The following is a 22660-nucleotide window of genomic DNA, read 5'->3' on the forward strand; positions in this document are numbered from 1 at the left end:
CTCTAGTCCTTTCGCGGTTTGGTCCGGTGACGGTCCGAAGAGGTATCGAGTGCGGTCAGCAAGGGAAGGATCTTTGCCCGACCGACGGTCAGATCGTTCTCGATCGCAGCGCGGACCTTACCCGGACTGCCGCGTCTCAGTGCCGAAATCACATCGCTGTGGGGTTTGATCCCGTCTTCGCTTGACCCGAACTTCGGATAGATCAGGCTGAGCGAAGGGCCGAAGGGGACCCAAAGGCTCTCGATGATACCGACGATCCGGGGTTGCCGCGAGTGGCGGTAAAGCGTGAAATGAAACTTCTCGTTCAGTTCAAGCGCGGCCGCGAAATCCCCCGCCGCCCGGCGTGCAGCAAAAGCCAGGTGAATGGCCTCCAGCTCATCGATGAAGCTGGCATCCGCGCGGGCCGCCGCCATCTCGGCGGCCATACCTTCCAAGGCGAAGCGGACCGAGAATATTTCTTCGTAATCCTCGGGCGACAGTCGCGGTACGACCACTGTTTTGGGGCCGACCATCGACAGACCGCCCTCGGAGACCAAGCGGGCCATCGCTTCGCGAACCGGTGTCAGGCTGACATTCAGCGCGGAAGCGACGGCCCTAGTGGTGATCTTCTCACCTGGCCGGTAGGCACCCGACTTTAGTGCCCGCCGCAGCTGACGGTATACGCGGTCGGACAGCGTTTCGGTTTCAAGAAACGACGGCAGCTCGACGACATTCGAGAGTTTGGGCACGTATCGGCTTTCTTTGGTTGATGGTCCGTATTTTATTGGGCGAGAAAGTTCGCATAGATTCTGGCGATCTCGTTCCTGTGATTGCCGATCCATTCGGCATTGATCGGGACTTGGCCCGCAAGGTTCTCCGGCTTTGCATAGTACAAAGCGAGATCGGCCTCGTTCATAAGGGCCACCACGTCCTTGTGTGCAGTGGCATAGAAGAAGGTCTGGTAGAAAGCCAGATGTGCCTTTGGGTCTTTCATCCAGAAGTCCAGGAACTTATATGCAGCGTCTTCGTTCGGCGCGCCCTCGGCGATCCCCCAGCCGGCGGCGTAGGTAAGCGCTTCATTCCATACGATCTTCAGGGGAAAACCCTCCTTTCGCAAGGAAAGGGCCCGGCCGTTCAGCATCATGGAGAGGACACACTCACCGTCCCTCAGAAACTGCTGGCTCTGGGAGTAACTGGTCCAGTAGGCCGCCACATGGGGCTTTAGCTCATTCAGCTTCTTGAGAGCACGGCCATAGTCGATCGGGTAGAGGTTCTCCGGCGTCACCCGGTCGGCTAGGAGAGCCGCCAGGAACGGCATGTGATTCTCAAGCGAGCCGCCCGGAAGACAGCGCCGGCCCGGAAAGGCCTCGACATCCCAGAACTCCGCCCAGTTCTGCGGCCCGCCGTTCGGGAAGGCCGACTCCTTGTAGGCGATCATAATGGCGCCCACGGTCCGAAGCAGGCTCTTGGCTCCGCAGGTGCCCTCCACGCCGAAGGCCTGCGCATTGGGAATTCTCGCGCAATCCAATTCGGCATAGACATCGCTGTCGGCGATCACCGACATCGCCGTGGTGGTCAAGACGTCATATTCGACATTTTCGGCCTTGCGCATGGCCCGCAGCTTGGCGTTCTGCTCGCTGGCGGCTGCCGGGACCATGATGATCTCGATGCCCGTCGCCGCCGTGAAGGGATCATAGAAGTGCTTCTTCAGTGCATCGCCAAATCCGCCGCCCGTGGCGACGACCACCAACTCTTCAGCCGTCGCAGCCTGCGGCGAAACCCAGGTGGCCGCGCAAGCAATCGCCGCGGCGGTCAATCGCTTTCTCCAACTTTTCATCTTCACCTCCCTTATGGTTCTTCGTTGTTACTTCACTCTTTGTTTCGGGTCTGTCTGCTTTGCCGGGCCCGGAAACAGACTGCCCGCGTCTCGCCGCAGAACCATGCCCAGGACGACGATGCTCGCGGAGACGACGAGCAGGACGGTGGAGACCGCCGCCACGTTCGGCTCAACGCTGGTCTCAATGTTCTGAAAAACGACCCTCGGCAACGTCGCCTGGCGGACGCTGGACACGAAGTAGCTGATCACCGGTTCATCGAAAGAGATCAGGAAGGAGAAGGCCGCGCCGCCGGCAACACCCGGCAGGATGATCGGCAAGGTCACATAGCGGAAAACTGCCAGTCGGCTGGCGCCCAGACCCAGGGCCGCGAGTTCCAGGTCCGTATCGAAGCGCTCGAGCGCGGCGCCCACGGTCAGGACAACAAAGGGGACACAGAGGATCGAATGCGCCAGAACGAAGCCGAGGGTCGTTCCGATGAGTCGCAACTGGACGAAGGCAAAGAAGACAGCGATCGCGACGACGATGTTCGGCGCGATGATGGGGGAAACGATGAACAGGCGAACAACCGACTTACCCCTGAACCTGCCTCGAACGATCGCGAAAGCGGCGGCGGTTCCGATCAAGGTCGAGAAAGCCGCCGTTAGCACGGCTATGCGGATGCTGAGCCAGGCCGGCTTGGTCCATGTGCTTTCCGTGAAGATCTCCTCGTACCACCGCCAGGTGAAACCCTTGGGCGGAAAAGTCAGGTAGTTGGTGTCGGAAAAGCTCATCGGAATGACGATGAGTACCGGCAGGACCAGGAACAGCAGCACCACAACCGCAAAACCATAGACGATGGCTGCCACACGAAACCGCTGAATATTGGGCCACCGCGTCACCGGAGGGCCTCCCGCGAAGCCGTGAAACGGGCTACCACGGCGACGACACAGAGGGCGCAGACGAAAAGGACCGTGGAGAGGGACGAGGCGAGCCCCCAGTTGTCGCCGTAGGTCGCTTCGCGGCTGATGAGCATCGAGGCCATCATGGAGTTGGGGCCGCCGACGAGCTGGGGCGTCACGAAGAAGCCGAGGGAGAGAACGAAGACCAGGACCAACCCCGCGAAGACCCCGGGCATGCTCAACTGCAGGGTGACGCGAAAGAATGCCTCCATGTGGGATGCACCGAGCCCATGCGCCGCCGGTGCCAAGTCCTTCGGAATGGCGTTCAGCGATGCATAGAGCGGGAGGATCATGAACGGCAGCAGGACATGCGACATCGCCAGGATGACGGCGCCATCAGTGAACATCAGCTTCGTCGTCTCGTCGATCAGGCCGAGCTCTCGCAGGAAGGATGTGACGATGCCATTGCGCGCGAGCAGCACGACCCAGGCATAGGAGCGCACCAGGATGCTGAGCCAGAGCGGCACAAGAACGCAGGCACCGATGGCAAAGGCCTTCCAGCCTCTCAGGCGCACCATCAGCGCCGCAACGGGGTAGCCGAGCAGTAGCGTGATGGCAGCGACGGCCGCGCTGATCCAAAGGGTGCGCCAGATGACCCGCAGGAAAAGCGGTTCCGAAAACAGCAGTCTATAGTTTTCGAACGTAAAATCGGGGTCGAAGAGACTGAACCGCGCCATACCCAAGACCGGAACGGCGAAGATGGCAAGAAACAGGACCAGCACCGGTGACAGCAGCAGCCAGCTCATCGCAGCGGTGAGGTGGCGTTCGCCGCTAAAGAGCTGCAACCCCAAAGGCGGTGTGGCGCTCGCGCCGAGGCGGGCTGCAGGCGGGGTCGTCATGGCGATACCATCCCAGGGAGTGCGACGGCTTCCCCGGGCTCCCAAGACAGTCTTACGCGATCGCCGACGCCAACGCCGGGCTCCAACCGGCCCGGAACAACTGGGGAAAGGACCTTTACGACACGGTTGCTGACCCGAACCTGCAGGGAGTGGCGGGCCCCGCTGAAGGTTACAGCCTCGACAGTGCCGCTGATGCCGGTCTTGCCGCCTTTGAGGCTGGGTGCGATCGCCACGCTCTCGGGCCGAACCATGATGCAGGCCGGATCGCCGGGCCTGAAGGCCAAGACGGATGTCTGCCCGGCACCCCCCCGTAGCGAGAGTCCGGCACAGCCGACGGTGATTGTCTGCGTGGCATGATCGACGCTTTCGACACTACCCTCAAAGAGATTCGAGTCGCCCATAAAATCGGCGACAAAGAGAGTCCGGGGTCGCTGATAGAGCGTGTCGGGGCTGCCGATCTGCTCGATGCGCCCCGCATTCATCACCGCGATCCGGTCCGACATTGCGAGAGCCTCATCCTGGTCATGGGTGACAAACAGGACGGTGATCCCCAGGCGTCGCTGCAACGATTTGATTTCGACTTGCAGTTCCTCGCGCAGCTTCTTGTCCAGCGCCCCGAGGGGTTCGTCCATCAGAAGCAGCGGCGGTTCGAAGACAATGGCGCGGGCAAGAGCGACTCTTTGCTGCTGGCCGCCGGACAATTGGCTCGGCATGCGTTCGGCAAGGCCGCCGAGGCGGACCACCGAAAGCGCCTCTGCAACAGCCGCTGCCCTGCGCGCCCTCGGCCAGCGCCGCATCTTGAGCGGAAATGCGATGTTCTCGGCCACCGTCATATGGGGGAACAGCGCGTACCTCTGAAACACCATCCCGATGCCGCGCTTGTTCGCCGGCAGCGGCACGACATCGCGGTCGCCGACGAGAATCTGTCCGGCGCTCGGCTGCTGGAAGCCAGCAATGTTCATCAGCACGGTTGTCTTGCCCGACCCGCTGGGGCCAAGCAGGGCCACGAACTCCCCGGAATGCATTTCGAACGAGACGTCGTCGATTGCCACCACCGAACCGAAGCGCTTGGAGAGGTCGCGCACCTCGACACGGGCACCCGGACTGTCGGATGGTCGGACCTCGCCCGAGCGATCCGTGCCAACGCCCGGATCCTGCGCCTCGATCACTGCCAAAGGCCGAGTCTCCACCATCCCTCTCCTGCACGTCTTTATCGTTTGCCGCCACAGTCGCCGGTCGCCCGGCGCAAAGGCCTCATTCCGTTAGCATCCGCAGCTCCTTCTTGCAATATTTTTGTTATATCAAAAAGAATCGCTTAGAATCGAATTTCAAACGACTGAGCCAGTCAATCCCATTTTATCAGAATAATAGGTTATTAAGACGAAACTAGTGCGCATCGCGCTCTCGGCCGTATGGGGAAGCGAGTTGACAATCTCCTGATGATATATCAAATAGTTCTCACCGCCCACGGACAAGCGTGCATTCCGCCGGAACCACGGGCTCAAGCGCCGGCAAAAACCAACAGGGCGGAAACCAGGAGAGGATGCTTTGGAAGATCCAATCGGAAGCAATCGAAAGTTCGCCCGAACGGGGCGTTCCTGGACGGCCTTGCGGAAGGATCTGCATCGGCGCCGGACCGGCGACCTGGACTGGAACGATCTGCGGAACCTCAAGGCCTCCTACAACGCCGGCGAGGACGTGGCGGACGTCGCCTGGCAGGCCTACTCACTGTTCCAGGGAGACAACCTCCTTTACGGCAACCTACTCTATCCCAGCCTTCCGGCAATGGCCGAGGAGGTCGTCGGAATGGCACTCGAGTTGTTCGACGCACCGGAGGGGGCCTGCGGCACCGTAACGTCAGGCGGAACCGAGAGTATCATTCTGGCGGTCAAAACCGCCCGGGACTGGGCGCAGAGCGAGCGTCCCGTGCCGGGCCGCGGTGAGATCATCGTCGGCCGGACCTGCCATGCCGCCTTCAACAAGGCGGCGGAAATGCTTGGTCTGCACGTCGTGCGCGTGGCCACCGACGCCGGCTTTCGCGCCGACCCCGTGGCCGTGTCCGATGCCATCACCGAAAACACCATCATGATCGTCGGCTCGGCACCGGCCTATCCGATCGGCTGCCTCGATCCGATCGGCGCTCTGGCCGCCCTGGCGCGCGAACACCGCCTTTGGCTGCACGTCGATGCCTGCGTTGGCGGCTTTTTCCTGCCCTTTGCCCGCGACCTCGGTGAAAGGGTGCCCGATTTCGACTTCTCCCTCGCCGACGTCACTTCAATGTCTGCCGACCTGCACAAGTACGGCTACACAAGCCGGGGCGCCTCGCTGCTGCTCCTGCGCGATCAGGAACTCTCGCGCTTCCAGCGATTCTCGTTCAACGATTGGCCAAGTGGCGAGTTCATCACTATGACCATTGCCGGCTCCCGGCCTGGCGGCGCCGTCGCCTCCGCCTGGGCGGTAATGAACTACCTTGGCCACAAAGGTTACTGCGAGCGCGTGGAGGAGATCCTGGATATCAGGCGCCGCCTGGCGGCAATGATCGATGCGTTGGACGGCATTCACATCCTTGGCTCCCCGGTGGCCGGGATCGTCGGCCTCGGCGGCGACGGGAGCTTCGACATGGCGGCACTCCGCGATACCATGGCGGCCAAGGGCTGGCAGTTCGGCCCCCTGGTCGATCCGCCGGGCATCAATCTGCTGCTGAACTTCAGGCACGGCGCCATCATAGATGCCTTCGCCGCAGATCTCGCGGCGACGCTTGAGGAGGCGAAAGCCGGAACACTCGAAAGAAGCTCAGAGCCGGCCCGCTATGGCAATTGACGCGGCCGGCCCCGCGGGCGACACCACGGCATATTGAGCGTTGCGTGGTTGAAGCGTCCGCAGAACAGATCACCGAGCTCGCCTCGGGCCTGCGATTCCCGGAGGGTCCGGTGGCGATGCCGGATGGATCGTTGCTGATTGTGGAGATCGCTCGCGGAACCCTGACCCGGATCGCATCGGACGGAACGACGACTGTGGTCGCCAAGCCCGGCGGCGGCCCCAACGGGCTCGCCATCGGTCCCGACGGCAGAGGCTACATCTGCAACAACGGTGGCTTCGATTGGATCGAAGAGCAGGGCATCCTGCGGCCGGCGCCCGTCGTCAGCGATCAGACCTACAGCGGGGGTCGGATCGAGCGGGTCGATCTGGCAAGCGGTGCCGTCGAGCTGCTCTGCAGCGGCAGCGCGGCCGGGCCCCTCAACGGACCCAACGACATCGTATTCGATAGCGAGGGCGGGTTCTGGTTCACCGATCTCGGCAAGTATCGCGAGCGTAAGATGGACCGTGGCGCGGTCTACTATGCCAAGGCCGACGGCAGCTTCATCCAACGCGTCGTCTTCCCCATGGTCACACCCAATGGGATCGGACTCTCGCCCGACGGCAAGCGCCTATACGTCGCTGAATCCCAGACCGCACGGCTCTGGGCCTTCGACATCATCGCGCCGGGGCAACTCCGGAAGAAGCCATGGCCCTCACCGAACGGTGGCGACCTCGTCATCGGCCTTGCTGGCTACCAGATCTTCGATTCCCTTGCCGTTGAAGCCGACGGCAGAGTCTGCATCGGCACCCTGATCACCGGAGGCATAACCGTCGTTTCCCCAGACGGCTCCCAATGCGAATTCGTTGCTTTGCCGGACCCTCTGCCCACCAACATCTGCTTTGGCGGCGGAGATCTCAAGACTGCCTTCATCACGCTTTCCGGCAGCGGCAAACTGGTTTCTCTGCCCTGGCCAAGGCCCGGATTGCCATTGAACTATGTTGCCTTTGGATAGTCTAAGCGCTGCGAGCAGGTATTTGACGCTTGCCCATATCGTCCATCATGCGGTCTCAAAGCGGCGGCACGCAACCTGGATCGTGAACCGCTTCGTTGAATCGCGCTCAGCCCTTCGGCTTGGCGGCAGGCTTGGAGGCGCACTGATGGTGTGGACGGCCCCGTCGATAGGCGTCCAGGCGCCATAATGGAGCTGTCATCGACTTCATTCTGAGGAGACCATCCATTATGACGATCAGCGCGGTCGGTCTTGACCTGACAAGGAACGTCATTTAACCGCAGCAGACATGGCAAACCTCGCCATCGTTTGCCATGGTCAGTCACAGCGTCTTGTAACCACACAAGTCTTCTACGAGTCCGAAACACTGCAAGATGGCATTAGCTGGTCTCTTTCATCTGTAGCGCTGCAAGCGCTTTCCGGGTAGCAGATCGTAGGGAGGACGCCACCCGGGCAAGGCTGCGACCCGGCCGATCCAGGCGCTCACCGCAGGATGGCTCCCGGCAAGATCATATCCACTTTCATCTGGCGGAAAGCAGAGGTAGCCAATCATCGAGATGTCGGCCACAGTGAATTGGTCACCGACGACGAATGATCGGCTTTGGAAATGCCGCTCGGCAATACTCAGATAGTCGTCGATTCTTTTGCGCATGAACGCAAGAACTGACGGATCGGGCGATGGCGTGAAAGCGCGTAGGAAGCGGTATGTTGCCATGTAGCCGGTAAGTTTGTGATTGTCCCAGAAAAGCCAGCGCAGGATCTCAAATGCTTCGTCCTGGTTCGCCCCGCTGAAGCGTCCAAACCGCTCGGCCAAACGAAGCAGGATCGGTGCGGTCTGCGTGAGCCGCAGGCTCTCCACTTCCAGAACCGGTATCTCACCCATCTCGTTGACGCGCTCGCGCCAAGACGCCATCCGCGTGATGCCGCCGCCGAAGTCGGTCCAGATCGGCTCGAAGTCTTGCCCGCAAAGGGTCAGCATGAGCGCGAGTTTGTAGCTGTTCCCCGACTCCGGAAAATAGTGAAGCCTGTAGGTTGTCATCGGCTGCTCCTGCCGCGGCGACTCAATGCGTACTTCACAATACACCTCCGGCGCTATCACCGGACGATGCACAATGGATTCTCTGGCGAACCCTCATTCAAGTGCGGCGAGGGCCTCCCTTGCGTCGTCGGCGATTGATCGCACAAGGTCGGCCGCGGGACCTCGCTGTGACATTGCTACGCCTTGACCAGCCCACAGCGACAAGCAGTCCGAACGCGCCTGCTTTGCGGCCGCGGCGCGCAAGGGCCTCGTCAGTGCATTTTGGTAAGGAAACGGGAGTACGGCGTCCGGCTCCGGTGCACTCTCGATGGCGACCATGAAGCGGTTCGTGAGCCCGCGAGCCGGCCGCCCCGAAAACGCTCTTGTGATACGGGTCTGAGTTGCCGCCGCGCCGAGGACGGCGTCCTTGTAAGCACTCGGCACGCCCGCTTCGTCCGTGGCCAGAAATGCAGTACCGAGCTGGACCGCCTGCGCCCCGAGAACCAATGCGGCGGCCAATCCCCGGCCATCCATGATACCGCCCGACGCAATGACCGGGACGGAGACGGCGTCGACAACTTGCGGAACCAGCGACATCACTCCAATGAGACCAGCATCGAAATCGCCGGTGAACGTTGCCCGATGGCCGCCCGCCTCTGCACCCTGAGCGACAATAGCGTCTACACCAGCGGCTTCGAGTTCAACGGCTTCTTCTACAGTGGTTGCAGTTCCCACGACAAACATCCCACGCGATTTTGCGGCCTCAATCACGGGCTGCGGCACAATTCCCAGAGTAAAACTGAAAACGCTGGCGCCACTCTCAAGAGCGGTCTCGAACTGCTCGTCAAAGGAGGAGGCGATGGAGGACGGCACGGAGGGTTGGTCGAGGCCTAGCTCCATGAAGAACGGCGAGACTCTCTCGATGGCAACGCTCGGATCCGTCGGCAGAACGGGAACCTCGCCCGGAGCGAACAAATTGATTCCAAAGGGTCGATTGGTTCTTTCTCGGACCTTTCGGGAGGTCTCGGCGATCTGTTGCGGGGTCAGATAAGCGGCACCGATGGACCCAAAACCATCGGCATCGCATACCGCGCCAACCAGCGCAGGGGTGTCACCGCCTCCGGCCATCGGCGCTTGCAGGATCGGCAGCTCGATGCCAAGCCGTCTGGCAAGTGCGGTTTGAAGGCGCACCCTTATCTTCCTTCATAGGGCTTTACAGTTGGACGGCCTCCAAAGACAGGAGGCCTGTGACATCGTATCCCTTGGTGAATTTCAGAAAAGTGAATTAATGTGAATTGTGATTTCTCAAAAAGAGATATCAGAAGGAGAAGCTCGCCGTGAACGGCCTAGACCTGAGATCGCTGGAGATCTTTCGCGCAGTGGCAATCGAGGGAAGTGTTTCCAGGGCCGCGATGAAGCTAAACCGCGTGCAATCGAGCATCAGCACACGAATCAAACAGCTTGAAGAACTCTTCGAGAAGAAACTCTTCCTGCGTCAGAGCAGAGGCCTGACCTTGACGCCCGACGGTGAGCTCTTGCTCACCTATGCTCAACGGCTCTTGCAGTTGTCGGCGGAGACCTCAGAGGCGATGAAAGAGGGCAAGCCGCGCGGAGTCTTTCGCATCGGCACCATGGAAAGCACAGCCGCCGCCCGGTTGCCGGAAATTCTCGCGTGCTACCATCAACTCCATCCACAGGTGGAGATAGAGCTGGAGACGGACACAGCCGGCGGTCTGATGGAACGACTGCTCGACCACGAGATCGAGGTCGCCTTTGTCGCCGAGCCTGTGTCCTTCGAGTCTCTCATCACCGAGGCCGTGTTCGAGGAGGAGTTGATGCTGGTCGTACCGCAGTCCTTTCCGCCACTGGAGAACACGCGTGAGATCAGCGGCAGGACCGTGGTCGCCTTCGAGCCGGGCTGCGCCTATCGGCGCTATCTCGAGGAATGGCTTTTGGGCTCTGAAATCGTTCCCGGAGGTGTCCTCTCCGTCGGATCTTATCTCGCCATGCTCGCCTGCGTTTCGGCTGGCACTGGCTTCGCCGTCGTCCCGCGCTCGGTCCTGGAGATGGTTTCGACAAAAGGGCGTTTTCGCCTCTACCCGCTGCCCGATAACGTCTCGCGCGTAAAGACACTGCTGGCTTGGCGCGTCGATTATCGATCCACAAAGTTGGACGCCCTCAAGGAACTGCTACCTGCGATCTGAATCTGGATCCGCTCTATCGAGGTGCCGACTTAGGCCAAGGCCGCAGCGCCGGTCTCGTCATTAAGGTTGGCTTCCTCCTGCGTTTGCCGGCACTCGCATGGGCGAACGTCAATGGCTGAGTTGTGCCACAAAGAAATATGGCTGCGTCTCCAACGCTCGGGCTTTTGCTCAAGCTTGATTTCTGGCGGTACCCATATGGTACCTGGACGCTTGGCGTCGGCGCGAGCATCCAGAATCGAAACACCTGCCAATTCAAATAGTTGGCGGGTGTTTCGATTGGTTGCGGGGGGCCCGGCGCACATCCTCTTGCGGATCTTTCAGGCACCCCATGTCTTCCGATTTACCCTGATTTCACCCGATTCTGGGCGATATTATCGGTTTCAGTGGTTGCGGGGGCCCGCAACCACCTCAAATTGACAGCACTAGTCGAGAGTTTGTCTGATTGGGCGGAGGGGCATTCAAATATGAGATGGTATGTACATCCCTAAAATCCCAGGCTCGCAACCACCGAGACCGACATTCGCTTACAATACCAATCTGATGATCGCCAAGTGTCCAAAAACCCAGCCAAATTCAGTTTCGTAAGGCATCACCGATTGCCGCTACTTCTCTTAGCCGATGCAAAATATGAACTATAGTCAGAACAAATAGCCATTTCTCGACGCAGAACTAACTATCCCCTTAAACTCAACGGTACCCGGTTTCCTCTCGATTTGACCACTACCGACCAAGTACGGTCTTCCATAGTTAATTCAGGCAGCGTCGGTTTTCAGGTCAGAAAGCATCCTTTCTCTAAGCACGCTGTACGCCGCCTCCTCTCAAGCGTCATCGGTCACATATTCGCAACCAGTCTGGATGAAGTTGGAGATAGGGCGCGCCGAGCTCCATGGCGGTATCGGCAATTGCCTTCATGAAGACTGTAGTTTGGTCTTCGGAAAGTGTTGGCGTGGGTTTGAGAAAACCATAGGTCAACTCAAGCGGCTCCGAGATCGGCCGAACCACAACGCCTCGGTCTGCGAACGAGGTCGCGACGATTGGGTCGGACAACGTGATCCCCAAACCGCGCGAAACCAGTTCGCAAGCTAGGATGCCAGTGCTCACTTCGAAGTTAGGTCTGAGGATCACGCCGGACTTTGCCGCGATCATATCCACTTGCGCACGCAGCAGAGTTGTCGAACGAAACGCGATAAATGCTTCATGGCGCAAATCCGTGAGGTTGATGACACTATTCTTAGCAAGGCGGTGGTCCGCAGGTAGGGCAGCGACCACACGCACCTGCGCAAAGGGAATCCGGACCATGTCCGACTGCGCGAAGGGTAAGGCGACAACGCCTATGTCCGCGCTCTTCTTTGACATCCACAAACCCAGGCCGCGGACACATAGGTCGATCGCGTATTTTGCTGACTCTAGACGGCTTGCTGTTTCAACGGCATGTGGCACCAAAGCATGCATCAAAAACGGTTCAACCGAGACGACCAGAGGGCGCGAGCGCTGTGCCTTAATGTCCGCGGCGGCATTTTGAACGCCATCCAGACTTTGCAGGGTCGGCTCGATATAAGCCAAAAATTCGAGGGCCTGCTCTGTCGGCACTAGCTTACGACCCATGCGATCGAACAACTTTAGGCCAACCGATTTTTCGAGGCTTGTGATCATGCGGCTCACTTGAGGTTGGGTGCGCAGCATGAGCTCCGCGGCACCTGTGACGGTGCCAGTTTGCATGACTGCGCGAAACGCCTGTAACCACATCAACCGCATTCGACTGGGCTCCCTCCGGACTTGGTAGAAATACAATGCTTAAAGCCCGGAGAGACGATCAATCAGGAACAATGCCAGTTTGTCAATGCAATGGAAGTAAAGGCGACTGCTTTAACGGTAAGAGCAATGTTATCCGATAAGTAGTCGACAATGTGGATCGGTAAGGGTGTGCTAAGCGTCGACCTGCAAAGCATAGAAATAACGGCCATAACTATCGATTCGACTTGGCGCCTTCCTTATCTATTTCGCCGGTCGTTACGTAGCCCGCAGACAAGTCACTGGATCGCTCCTCTGCGTGCCGTTCCTCCGGGGGGCCATAGCCACCACCGCCCGGCGTGCGAACCCGAAGCCGATTGTCCGGATCGATTACGTGAGCTCCCTTTCCGGATAGTATTGTGCCGTCGGATACGTGGAGTTCGCCAGGCGCACCTTTGCCCCCTGACGAACGCCCGCGTGCCGGATTCTTGATCCGGTCAAACGCTGCGACAATCGTGAATGGATTGCCATCGAGGGTGCCGATCTCCATCTCCTGGCCGAGCCCGCCGCGGTGACGACCGGTTCCACCGGAGTCCGGGCGCAACTCACGGCGCCAGAAGATGAGCGGCGTCGATGCCTCTACCATTTCCACAGGCGTTCCGCGCACAGCGCTCGGAAAGGAGGTCGCCGACAGACCATCAAGCGTTGGACGGGCACCGGTACCGCCATTGGTGACGATCGATATGGCAAACGGCTCGGCGGTCGATCCTCCTCGGAATGTCAGCGTCCACAGAGCCGAAGCGCTTTCCGCCGGCACTATGCCCGGGATGATCTGATCAATGCAGCCCAGCACAACGTCAGGCAGAAGCCCACCGACAATGTGCCGGCAAGAAACCGGTTGTGGAAATCTGGCGTCGAGGATCGATCCGGCTGGTGCCGTCACTTCGAACACGGACAAGGTGCCGTGGTTGTTCGGAACATCCGGCGCGATCGCGCAAGCGAGAGCATAGCTCGTATAAGCGGCAGCATACCCAAGGGGCACGTTGATTCCTCTCTTGCATGCAGCTGACGAACCTGTCCAGTCAACACGGACTCGGGATCCTGCGACGCTAAGCTCGGCAACCAGTTCGATGGGTTCTTCGAAGCCGTCTACCATCATACGATAACTAACGTTGGTATTTGGCAGGGCAGCAAGCTTCGCCTCTACGGCACGGCGCGAGCTCTCGACGATATGGTCAGCAAGGGCGACAATATTGGATTGTTCGACTTCGCTTAGCAGGTCAGCCAAGCGTTGGACACCTACATCGTTTGAAGCCATCAGGGCGTAAATGTCACCCTCAAGTTCGAACGGCAGGCGCGAGTTCGCCTTGGCGATCTCGATGAGCGTTTCGTTGAGTTTTCCTTGGTCAGCTAATTTAGAAATTGGGATGCGAGTTCCTTCGGCAAACAGGTCTGCGGCTTCGGGGCTCAGTCCGATACCGCCTACATCGGTCATATGACCGGTGCAGGCAAAGAGTGCGACCAGCTTTCCGTCGAAGAAAGCAGGCGTCACGACGACAAAGTCGTTCAAGTGACCTGCTCCTGCCCAAGGATCGTTCGTCACGAAAACGTCGCCAGGCCGGATAGTTTGCGTCGGGAACACTTCGAGGAACTGCCCCACCGAAGCAGCCATTGTATTAATGTGTCCAGGCGTTCCGGTACGCGCTTGGGCCAGCATCCGCCCCTGCGTGTCAAATATGCCAGCCGATAGGTCGCCCGATTCTCGCACAATTGGACTGAAAGCCGTTCGCATGAGCGTGCTGGCCTGGTCTTCGACGAGCGCGATGAGCCGATCCCACATAACTTGAGTCTGAACGATCGACTTCCCGCTCATGACGTCCCCTCAGGCAACGGAACACGCTCGAGAATGAGATGGCCCGACGGATGGAGTGACGCAGAAAATGATGGCGGCACGATCGTTGTCGTTTGCGGCTCGACAATCAATGCAGGCCCTACAATCCGGGATATCGTGGACAGTTGGTCGCGCTCATGAACGGGGTTCTCAATGGAGCGCCCATTGTCTGGGCTGTAAACACATCGTGTTCTTGAAGATATGTTTACTTTCGGTTCGCTCTCGGTGCTGCTTTCTGAATCTTTGACGATACCTTCAATCTGCTTGGAGAGACGAATACGCCAAGAGATCGCTTCGATTGGCGCACCGGGTAGCGTACGTCCGAACAGATCTTTATAAATCCTCTCGAATTCACTTTTTAGAACGTCGGGATCTGGTTTGCCATCGGCGAAGGGTGTCTCAAGTTCGTGACCCTGCCCGATGTAGCGCAAATCAGCTGAATACTGACGTTCAATGCCGTCAATGTTTCCGAGCGATTTGATCACTGCGACGGCAGCGGCGTCGATGTCCATCAAGAGCTCTTCGATCACCTCATGGTCATACGCATCAAGGTGCATGGGGCGGGCCACCGCAATGTCGTAGGCGATCGGCGCGCGCAAGAAGCCAACTGCCGAACCCACGCCAGCACCCTGGGGGACAACAATTCGATTGACGCCAAGTTTTTCCGCTATGCGTGCGGCATGCAATGGTGCCGCTCCACCGAACGCGACCATGGTATGCTTGGAAAGATCGCAGCCGATTTCCGCGCCGTGAGCTCTTGCGGCATTGGCCATTGTTTCATCAACGATTTCGCTCACTCCATAGGCCGCTTCGATCGGATCCATCTTTAGGGAAGTACAGATTTCGGAGCGCATCGCCGCACAACTCGCGGCTAAATCAAGGACGATCTTCCCGCCGGCGAAACGATCGGGGTCGATCCGACCCAGCAGGAGGTCCGCATCGGTGACTGTCGGGCGCTCACCGCCCCTGCCATAACAAGCGGGCCCCGGTTCGGACCCTGCGCTATGAGGCCCGACGGCGATACGCTGTAGCGCGTCGATTGAGGCGATGGAGCCGCCGCCGGCACCGATCTCGACCAATTCAACAACGGGCACACGCAGCGGCAGTCCGCTCCCCTTCATAAAACGAGCAGCGCGGTCGACTTCGAACAGTCTGGAGACCTGTGGCGCCCCATCCTGAATGAAACACACCTTTGCCGTTGTGCCACCCATGTCAAAGGACAACACGCGGTCTTCAGACAGTTCGGAAGCCACAGCGGCAGAGAGGACGGCGCCGCCGGCGGGACCCGATTCGATAAGGCGAATGGGTGCTTCAAGCGCGTAGCTGACCGGAATGACGCCACCGCTAGAGGCCATCAGCAAGAGCGGACAGTGAAAGCCCAGCGCACTCAACTCGTTTTGGAGTCTTGTCAGATAGGCCGAGACAAGCGGTTGGATATAGGCGTTCGTGCAGGTGGTGGATACCCGCTCGAACTCTCGTATCTCAGGGCATATCTCACTCGACAGGCAAATCGGTGCGTCAGGAATGTGCTTCTGGATAACCTCGCGGGCGCGACGTTCATGGCTAGGGGTGACATAGGAATGCAGGAAGGCAATAGCGACACTCTCTACGGCTTTTGCTTTGAGCGTTCGCGCAATATCGCTGAGGCGAGCCTCATCGAGGTCCCGTAATATGTCGCCTTTCGCCGAGAGGCGCTCCTGAACGGTAAAGCGGAATTCGCGTTCGATCAGCGGCCGTTGCTTGACGATGTTGAGATCCATCGGATCGTGGCGGCCCTCGTAGCCAATCTCGAGAATATCGCGGAAACCTTCGGTCGTTATGAGGGCTGTCTCGGCACCTTTTCGCTCGAGCACCGCATTTGTGGCCAACGTCGTGCCATGAACGAAGCGACTGACCTCTGACGCCTCTATCCCGGCTTCATCAAGCACCAGTTTGACGCCAGCCAGCAAGGCCTGTTCAGGGGCGTTGTGAGTGGTCAAGAGCTTGTGCGACCAACGCGATGCATCGCGTTCCAACACAATATCGGTAAAGGTGCCGCCGATGTCGGCCGCCAAGGCCGCTGGGCCCGTTAAAGCGCTCATTGGCAATCTGTTCATTCATCCGTATTCAAAGGCGGGCAGCGCCCGCCGCGCACCGAAAGCTAAAAAACTTCGCAACTGTTCTAAAATGTAAAAATGGATCGTGTATATGCGTAAATCGCATAAATTACGTCTTCCGGCACTCCGAGTTGAATTCATATCCAAGCATGATGACCCTTTATATGTAAAACCGGCATAAAGACCCACGAAAAGCGAATTAGGGAAAACAGCCGTCCACCCCTAAGAATCATGACTGAAATCGCTTTGTAGCGAAAGAGGACGGCTATTCCACGATGAACGGAAATCAACAAACGGCGCTTTCGGGCTCGGATATCCCCGCTACGGCAATGACCATCCGCTCGATCGGCGATTTGTTTCCGATCAAGAAGAAACGCTCATACCTCAACAACGCCTCGATCGGCCCGATGTCGGAGCCGGTCCTTGAAGCAGTTGAAGACTTCCTGCATGACGTCCGCGACAACGGTCGCAACAACTACCCGTATTGGTGTCGCCATGCGGATACGACCATTAAAAACCGTATCGGCCGCTTAATCGGTGCCAGTGGCGACGAGATCGCATTTACGAAGAATACGACCGAGGGACTTGGATTTGTCGCCAACGGCCTCGATTGGCGCGAGGGCGACAATGTGGTTCTGCCCGACATCGAATACCCGTCCAATGTCTATTGCTGGATGAACCTGAAGAAGCGCGGCGTCGAAATTCGTTGGGTGAAGAATCGGGACGGTTATGTGCCGCTAGACGCAATACGCGACGCTATCACCCCACGAACGCGCCTCATTTCGCTCAGTCCTGTCCAGTTCTCGAATGGCTTCCGCCAAGACCTCGCACTTATCTCGCAGCTCTGCGCAGAGCGGGGTGTACTGCTAAACCTCGACGCGATCCAATGGATCGGCGCCTTGAGAATGGACGTCAGTCAGCACCGCATCAATTTCATGTCGGCCGGCGGTCATAAGTGGCTGCTCGCGCCGATCGGGACCGGCTTCTTTTACTGCAACTCCGAATCGCTGAACCAGCTAGCTCCGCCGACCGTCGGCTACCATACGGTTGATAAGGGCGAAGCGCACCTTGACTACGAACTGATCTACCGGCCCGGCGCGGGGCGCTTTGAGGAAGCGTTAGTGAATTTCCCCGGCATCTGGGGACTTGATGCAGCCGTCAAACTCCAGCTCGCCGTTGGTACGATGGAAATCGAGCGGCACATTCTCGATTTAACGGCCTACGCCGCAGATGCCCTGCAGCGGCTTGGCTGTCGGATTGCAAGCCCGATGAGTGAGCAGGCGCGATCTGGCCTGCTGTCCTTCACGGTCCCCAATGCAGACGGCGAGCAGATCGAAGCGCGCCTTCGCGACGAGGCTGTCGATATAGCGGTCCGGGACGGAAGACTCCGGGCCTCACCAAGCTTTTTCAACGATGCCGGCGACATCGATCGTTTGGTCTCGGTCATCGCAGACTCGCTGTAACGGCCGGCAAAGAAGGGCATGGGAGTGTGCTGTGAAGGTAATCAAACGCAAAACACTTGCAGGAATACAGTGGTAACCGCGGTTCGCCGTATGAGAAGTCTTACAACAGTTTCTGGCGAGCAGCTGGATTTGTTAACGAGTTGGCCAGAAGCCAACCGTGTCGAGCCAATGGTTTTGAACGGGTTGGGTCCCTGAGAAACCCAAATGGGAGGATAACTATGAAAACCACCTTGGATCGCGTCCTGTTTTCGATTGCCGCCGTAACAGCAGCAGCGATGACAATCTCTACAAGCGTGGTCGCTGAAGGCATTGCGACCACAAACATTTCCGTGATTGGTTCGTCTGAATCCACCAACATGCATAAGTTTGTCGAACAACCCTTTTGGACTAAGACAGTACCCGAGGGTTCAAGTGGGGCTGTCGTCGTCGACTTCAAAGGGCTTCAGACAAGCGGTTTGAAGGGGCCGGAGATTCTCCGGCTTTTGAGTACCGGTGCTATTACGATTGCGCATGGAACCTTCACCACCGTTGCCGCAGACGACGAAATATTCAATGGAATCGATTTGCCAGGGCTTGCTCCCACAATTCAAACTGCCCGTGCTATCTCAGAGGCATACTCTCCGGTGGTAGCGGATACGCTTCGCAAAAAACACGGACTGAAACTTTTGGCCGTACTTCCATTTACCAGCCAAGTCTTCTTTTGCTCAACGCCTATAAACGGTCTTGATGATCTCGAAGGAAAGAAAATCCGTGTATACGGACGTAGTTTGGCAGAACTCGTAGAAGCGGCCGGCGCAACGCCTGTGACCATTCCATTCAATGAAGTTGTACCCGCTCTTCAAACTGGTGTCGCCGATTGCGCAATTACCGGTATTACGGCAGGTAACACAGCAAAGTGGTATGAGGTAGCGAAGTACCTTTACAACTTACCGACCGGCTGGGCGATCAACTTTTATGCGGCCAATGCTGATGCGTGGAATGCACTAGCTCCAGAGGCGCGCAGGTACCTCGAAACCGCTATTGATCAAATGAAGGACGATGTCTGGGCCTTCACGGCTGAAGAAAATCAGTTCGGAGTGGCTTGCAACACGGGTCAAGATCCTTGCCAGTACGGCGTCAAAGCCGACATGAAACTAACCTCACTGAGTTCGGAAGATAAAGAGGCGCTTGACCGATTGCTTCTAGAAACCGTGATCCCAAACTGGGCTCAAAGGTGTGGTGCCGAATGCACCCGCACTTGGAACGACACTGTCGGAAAAGTCGTCAATATGTCCTTGCCTATCCCTGACTAAGATCTCCAACGGTGCAGAGAAAAAAACCTTGGCTGGGATCAGTCACCCAAACTGACTCTAGTCAAGGTTTGGAATTCCGATAATGAACAAAAACGCGATCCAGAACAGCATCGCATTGGTCGTGAGCCATTTGGAGCGTCTTGTCCATTTTGGTGTTTGGGTCAATGGCGCAGCGCTAATCCTCGTCGCATTTATGATTGGTTTTGACGTCATCGCGCGGAAGATGTTTAACGTCAGTGTAGGGGGAGCTGACGAAATTGGCGGATACTTCCTCGCAATTTCATCAGCATGGGCGGCATCATTCACTCTGTTCAAGCACAACCATATTCGTATGGACGTGGTTCACGCGCGATTGCCAGAGCGGGGGCAACGCCTGCTGGATTTGCTGGCCCTTCTTGCTCTTTTCGCGTTTGTTGGCACTGTTGCGTGGTACGCAAATGAGATGTGGATGAAGTCTTTCTCGTTTGGGTCACGCGCCAATACTCCTCTATTGACACCTCTCTGGATTCCACAAGGTCTGTGGTTGATTGGGCTAGCCATGTTCCTTGTCACGACGACCGCGGCGATAGTGGCAACGATAGGTGTAATGTGCGGCGTGACCTCGCCTGAACTGACTCGTCTTGCCATAAAAAAATCGCCAGAAGACGACGTCCGAGATCAGATCCGAGAACTAGAGGCGCATCCCGCCGATTCGTCTGATCGAACAAGGTAGCGATTCTAAGATGCTGGCAACAACTCTCATTATCCTCTTACTGCTTTTCTGCATCAGCATTCCAGTGGCAGCGGCGCTGGGACTTCTTGGTTTCTCCCTCTCTGCATTGTTCAGTTCATTTCCACTTCATCGGGCTATCGGCGAAGTGTCTTGGTCTGCGTCTCAGGAATTCCTCTTGGTAGCGGTCCCCCTCTATGTATTCATGGGGGAGCTGCTAATGAGAAGCGGCGTTGCCGAACGTATGTACGCCGCAATTATCAGGTGGCTCGGATGGTTACCAGGCGGCCTCATGCATTCAAATGTAGCCGCGAGCGCAATGTTTGCGGCTACCTCCGGCTCAAGTGTTGCTACCGCGGCTACAATCGGAACTCTGGCTTTACCAGAACAAAAGAAATACGGCTATAATGAGCGACTTTTTTTGGGGTCGCTGGCAGCAGGAGGTACACTTGGAATTCTAATTCCGCCTTCGATCAACATGATTGTCTATGGCGTCCTTGCAGGAGTGTCGATACCACAACTCTATCTTGCGGCGTTTATCCCTGGTGCGCTCCTCGCTCTGATATTCATGGTCACAATTGCTTTTGCATGTGTGATTCGGCCAAGTCTAGGAGTTCGATCGGATAGGTTCTCGTGGCGTGAGAGGTGCGCTGCGCTTCCCGATCTGATCCCGCCACTTGGATTATTTGTTCTTGTAATAGGATCAATATATGCAGGCTGGGCTACTGCCTCTGAGTCCGCAGCGTTGGGAGTGCTGGCTGCGCTCGGTCTAACTGCCTATCGAAAGCGACTTTCCTTAGAAGTGCTGAGAGCATCAATTGAGGGCACTTTTCGGATTACGGGAATGACAATGCTGATAGTTGTCGGCGCGTTCTTTCTCAATTTTGTGCTTTCGAGTATTGGCCTGACTGGTCAACTCGTCCAAGTCATCAAGGAACTGGGTTGGTCGCCTCTAGGAACGATGCTGGCTATCTGTCTCTTCTATATCATCCTGGGTTGTTTCATGGACGCGTTTTCCATAATGGTCACGACAGCACCAGTGATTGTGCCGATTGTGATCGCTCTTGGATATGATCCAATCTGGTTCGGTGTAGTCATGATGCTTCTTACCGAAACCGGCATGATCACGCCTCCATTCGGATTCAATCTTTTCGTAATTCAAAGCGTCCGTCATCGTGGGCCAATTAGCGATGTAGCGTACGGAAGCTTCCCCTTTGTCATTGCATTGCTGATAGCTATTGGGCTTCTGATCGCGTTTCCGAACATTGCTCTTTGGCTGCCAGAAACTGTTTGGCTCAGGTGAGGACCGTGTGAACGTGGAAGCCGAATCTGAGCCAAAGCAAGGACCAAAATGCGCCTACATACCCTTAGAGTTGGTTTGGTGCTTCCATCCATTAACACGCTGACAGAGCCCGAGTTCTACAGCGCGGTGGCGTCTGGGCTCACGTTTCATAGCACTAGGGTCTTCATGGCGGAGACCACGCGAGAAGACCTGGAAGCGATGAATCGTCAAGTCGCTAACGCGTGCAGACTGCTCTCTTCAACCACACCAGACATCGTTGTTTATGCTTGCACAAGCGGTACGTTTGTTTCGGGCCGCGAAGAGCTCAACAAGCTAATCAATAAGATGGGGAACATTACTGGTTGTCCAATTGTGGCGACCTCTGAAGCAATGCTTGAAGCTTTTTCTTTTATGAACGCGAAGGAAGTCGCTTTAGTGACCCCATATCCGGATGAGATCACTCGAGATGAGTCGTCATTTATTCAAGATCAGGGGTATGAGGTGGTGTTTGCTGACGGCCTAGGAAGATCGGGCAAGCATGTGAGGGCGTCACCTGGTGTTGAAGTTGATGCGTTGGTCAAAAAAGCAGCGAAAACGTCAGCTGATCTGATTTTCGTGAGTTGCACGGACCTGGAAGCGTTTCATCGTGTACAAGATTGGGAAGGGGAGTATGGAAAGACCGTATTGACAAGCAATCAGGTCACGCTTTGGGCCGCGACAAATAAGTTGGGCACACTCAGTACTCCATCAAAAGCTAACATTGAGCTCGCTGGCTGGGTGAGAGCTCAATCCCTGTTTGCTCAACCGCCTAAGAAAAGATTTAAGGAAGGAAGCAATGAGTGACGACTTCTTGGCGGCTCTGAAGGCCGAACGCAAAATTCAAAGAGTGTTTTCTCGTTACATTCGCGGATGCGATCGGCGCGATTACGATCTCGTTTGGGAAGCCCGTCACGATGACGCCTACGACGATCATGGTCCCTACAAGGGCGAGCCCGAAGGCTAAATCGAATGGATCCTCGAATACAACAACTCGGCCTATCAGATGATGCATCACTGCGGGCCATGTCATATCGAGTTGCACGGAGACGTCGCCGCCGTGGAAACCTGTTGCATTCTGCTGCAGCAGATGACGGCGACCGTTGACGGCGTCCAGGGACACAGACAGATTGTGATTCCACTTCGGTATGTTGATCCCTTCGAGAAACGAGATGGAGCTTGGCGCATAGTCCACCGCATCGTTGTCTATGAGCAACTAAGCGACGAACCGCTGTTGCTTGAAAAGGCGGAAGGGCAACGCCGTCTTGGGCCACAATTTACACAGGCACAGCGATCCAAAGACGACCCCATCTTCAGCATTCTGCATGCGATGAAACCGGCTTGACCCAAGCTTCAAATGACGAGTGTGTAGTCTTCGGGCTCATCACTGCTGAAGCGTCTGCGCTGCGACCTGATGTCTGTGACTTCTACTCCTGGCAAATCCAATGCTTTAGGTAGTGCACTCATAAATCTATTTTCAAGATCAGCGGTTTGTGATTCTGTGATGGTCTGGTTTGGCGTTCGGAGGAGAGCAT

At 57.3% G+C, this 22660-nt stretch carries 20 protein-coding genes and 1 pseudogene (1 of these 21 only partly in view); 11 read left to right on the forward strand and 10 right to left on the reverse strand.

Going from position 1 to position 22660, the window contains the following annotated elements; all coding sequences use genetic code 11:
- Window positions 1-2 precede the first annotated feature (2 nt).
- Genes ACP146_RS20970 through ACP146_RS20990 form a run of 5 tightly spaced genes read right to left on the reverse strand, consistent with a single transcriptional unit; the run spans window position 3 to window position 4787 of the window.
- The gene (locus tag ACP146_RS20970) at window positions 3-728 is read right to left on the reverse strand and encodes a GntR family transcriptional regulator (RefSeq protein WP_422368706.1); all 726 of its coding nucleotides are present in this window, start codon (window positions 726-728) and stop codon (window positions 3-5) included.
- A gap of 32 nt (window positions 729-760) precedes the next feature.
- Window positions 761-1816, reverse strand: coding sequence for an ABC transporter substrate-binding protein (locus ACP146_RS20975; protein ID WP_422368707.1), 1056 nt, complete (start codon window positions 1814-1816; stop codon window positions 761-763).
- Window positions 1817-1843: 27 nt separating this feature from the next.
- The gene (locus tag ACP146_RS20980; RefSeq protein ID WP_422368708.1) at window positions 1844-2695 is read right to left on the reverse strand and encodes an ABC transporter permease; all 852 of its coding nucleotides are present in this window, start codon (window positions 2693-2695) and stop codon (window positions 1844-1846) included.
- Window positions 2692-3594 (reverse strand): ABC transporter permease, encoded by a 903-nt coding sequence (locus tag ACP146_RS20985; RefSeq protein WP_422368709.1) that lies wholly within the window; start codon window positions 3592-3594, stop codon window positions 2692-2694. The genes ACP146_RS20980 and ACP146_RS20985 overlap by 4 nt, the downstream gene beginning before the upstream one ends.
- Window positions 3591-4787: an ABC transporter ATP-binding protein gene (locus tag ACP146_RS20990; protein WP_422368710.1), complete on the reverse strand. Its 1197-nt coding sequence runs from the start codon at window positions 4785-4787 to the stop codon at window positions 3591-3593. Before ACP146_RS20990 ends, ACP146_RS20985 begins: the two co-directional genes overlap by 4 nt.
- A gap of 355 nt (window positions 4788-5142) precedes the next feature.
- Here ACP146_RS20990 and ACP146_RS20995 point away from each other — a divergent pair, with 355 nt between their 5' ends.
- Window positions 5143-6414 carry a pyridoxal phosphate-dependent decarboxylase family protein gene (locus ACP146_RS20995; protein WP_422368711.1) on the forward strand — a complete coding sequence of 424 codons (1272 nt, stop codon included), beginning with the start codon at window positions 5143-5145 and terminating at the stop codon, window positions 6412-6414.
- 44 nt (window positions 6415-6458) lie between these two features.
- Window positions 6459-7406: an SMP-30/gluconolactonase/LRE family protein gene (locus tag ACP146_RS21000; protein ID WP_422368712.1), complete on the forward strand. Its 948-nt coding sequence runs from the start codon at window positions 6459-6461 to the stop codon at window positions 7404-7406.
- A gap of 391 nt (window positions 7407-7797) precedes the next feature.
- On the opposite strand, the gene ACP146_RS21005 is transcribed toward ACP146_RS21000, so the two are convergent.
- Window positions 7798-8442, reverse strand: a complete 645-nt coding sequence (locus ACP146_RS21005; RefSeq protein WP_422368713.1) for a glutathione S-transferase family protein — start codon at window positions 8440-8442, stop codon at window positions 7798-7800.
- Between the two features lie 93 nt (window positions 8443-8535).
- Window positions 8536-9612 carry an NAD(P)H-dependent flavin oxidoreductase gene (locus ACP146_RS21010; RefSeq protein ID WP_422368714.1) on the reverse strand — a complete coding sequence of 359 codons (1077 nt, stop codon included), beginning with the start codon at window positions 9610-9612 and terminating at the stop codon, window positions 8536-8538.
- Between the two features lie 146 nt (window positions 9613-9758).
- Between ACP146_RS21010 and ACP146_RS21015 the strand changes: the two genes are divergently transcribed.
- The gene (locus ACP146_RS21015) at window positions 9759-10625 is read left to right on the forward strand and encodes a LysR substrate-binding domain-containing protein (protein WP_422368715.1); all 867 of its coding nucleotides are present in this window, start codon (window positions 9759-9761) and stop codon (window positions 10623-10625) included.
- Between the two features lie 825 nt (window positions 10626-11450).
- Here ACP146_RS21015 and ACP146_RS21020 read toward each other — a convergent pair.
- The 3 genes from ACP146_RS21020 to ACP146_RS21030 all read right to left on the reverse strand — a co-directional run bounded on the left by ACP146_RS21020 (window position 11451) and on the right by ACP146_RS21030 (window position 16328).
- Window positions 11451-12380 carry a LysR substrate-binding domain-containing protein gene (locus ACP146_RS21020; protein ID WP_422368716.1) on the reverse strand — a complete coding sequence of 310 codons (930 nt, stop codon included), beginning with the start codon at window positions 12378-12380 and terminating at the stop codon, window positions 11451-11453.
- Window positions 12381-12591: 211 nt separating this feature from the next.
- Entirely contained in the window at window positions 12592-14229 is a 1638-nt protein-coding gene (locus ACP146_RS21025; RefSeq protein ID WP_422368717.1) for a hydantoinase B/oxoprolinase family protein, read from the reverse strand.
- Entirely contained in the window at window positions 14226-16328 is a 2103-nt protein-coding gene (locus ACP146_RS21030; RefSeq protein ID WP_422368718.1) for a hydantoinase/oxoprolinase family protein, read from the reverse strand. Before ACP146_RS21030 ends, ACP146_RS21025 begins: the two co-directional genes overlap by 4 nt.
- 290 nt (window positions 16329-16618) lie before the next feature.
- Between ACP146_RS21030 and ACP146_RS21035 the strand changes: the two genes are divergently transcribed.
- From ACP146_RS21035 to ACP146_RS21070, 8 genes and pseudogenes are all read left to right on the forward strand, one after another.
- Window positions 16619-17806 (forward strand): aminotransferase class V-fold PLP-dependent enzyme, encoded by a 1188-nt coding sequence (locus tag ACP146_RS21035; protein WP_422368719.1) that lies wholly within the window; start codon window positions 16619-16621, stop codon window positions 17804-17806.
- A gap of 218 nt (window positions 17807-18024) precedes the next feature.
- Window positions 18025-19098 (forward strand): TRAP transporter substrate-binding protein, encoded by a 1074-nt coding sequence (locus ACP146_RS21040; RefSeq protein ID WP_422368720.1) that lies wholly within the window; start codon window positions 18025-18027, stop codon window positions 19096-19098.
- An 82-nt stretch (window positions 19099-19180) separates the two neighbouring features.
- Window positions 19181-19810 carry a TRAP transporter small permease subunit gene (locus tag ACP146_RS21045; protein WP_422368721.1) on the forward strand — a complete coding sequence of 210 codons (630 nt, stop codon included), beginning with the start codon at window positions 19181-19183 and terminating at the stop codon, window positions 19808-19810.
- Between the two features lie 10 nt (window positions 19811-19820).
- Complete coding sequence (locus ACP146_RS21050; protein ID WP_422368722.1) at window positions 19821-21110, forward strand: TRAP transporter large permease; 1290 nt, start codon at window positions 19821-19823, stop codon at window positions 21108-21110.
- Between the two features lie 48 nt (window positions 21111-21158).
- Window positions 21159-21932, forward strand: a complete 774-nt coding sequence (locus tag ACP146_RS21055; protein ID WP_422368723.1) for a maleate cis-trans isomerase family protein — start codon at window positions 21159-21161, stop codon at window positions 21930-21932.
- The gene (locus tag ACP146_RS21060; protein ID WP_422368724.1) at window positions 21925-22092 is read left to right on the forward strand and encodes a hypothetical protein; all 168 of its coding nucleotides are present in this window, start codon (window positions 21925-21927) and stop codon (window positions 22090-22092) included. The genes ACP146_RS21055 and ACP146_RS21060 overlap by 8 nt, the downstream gene beginning before the upstream one ends.
- A gap of 42 nt (window positions 22093-22134) precedes the next feature.
- The gene (locus tag ACP146_RS21065) at window positions 22135-22470 is read left to right on the forward strand and encodes a nuclear transport factor 2 family protein (RefSeq protein WP_422369680.1); all 336 of its coding nucleotides are present in this window, start codon (window positions 22135-22137) and stop codon (window positions 22468-22470) included.
- A 188-nt stretch (window positions 22471-22658) separates the two neighbouring features.
- Window positions 22659-22660 (forward strand): annotated as a pseudogene (locus ACP146_RS21070) (IS5 family transposase); it runs 768 nt beyond the window's last position.

Source organism: Pelagibius sp., assembly GCF_965249265.1.
GTDB lineage: Bacteria > Pseudomonadota > Alphaproteobacteria > Kiloniellales > Kiloniellaceae > Pelagibius.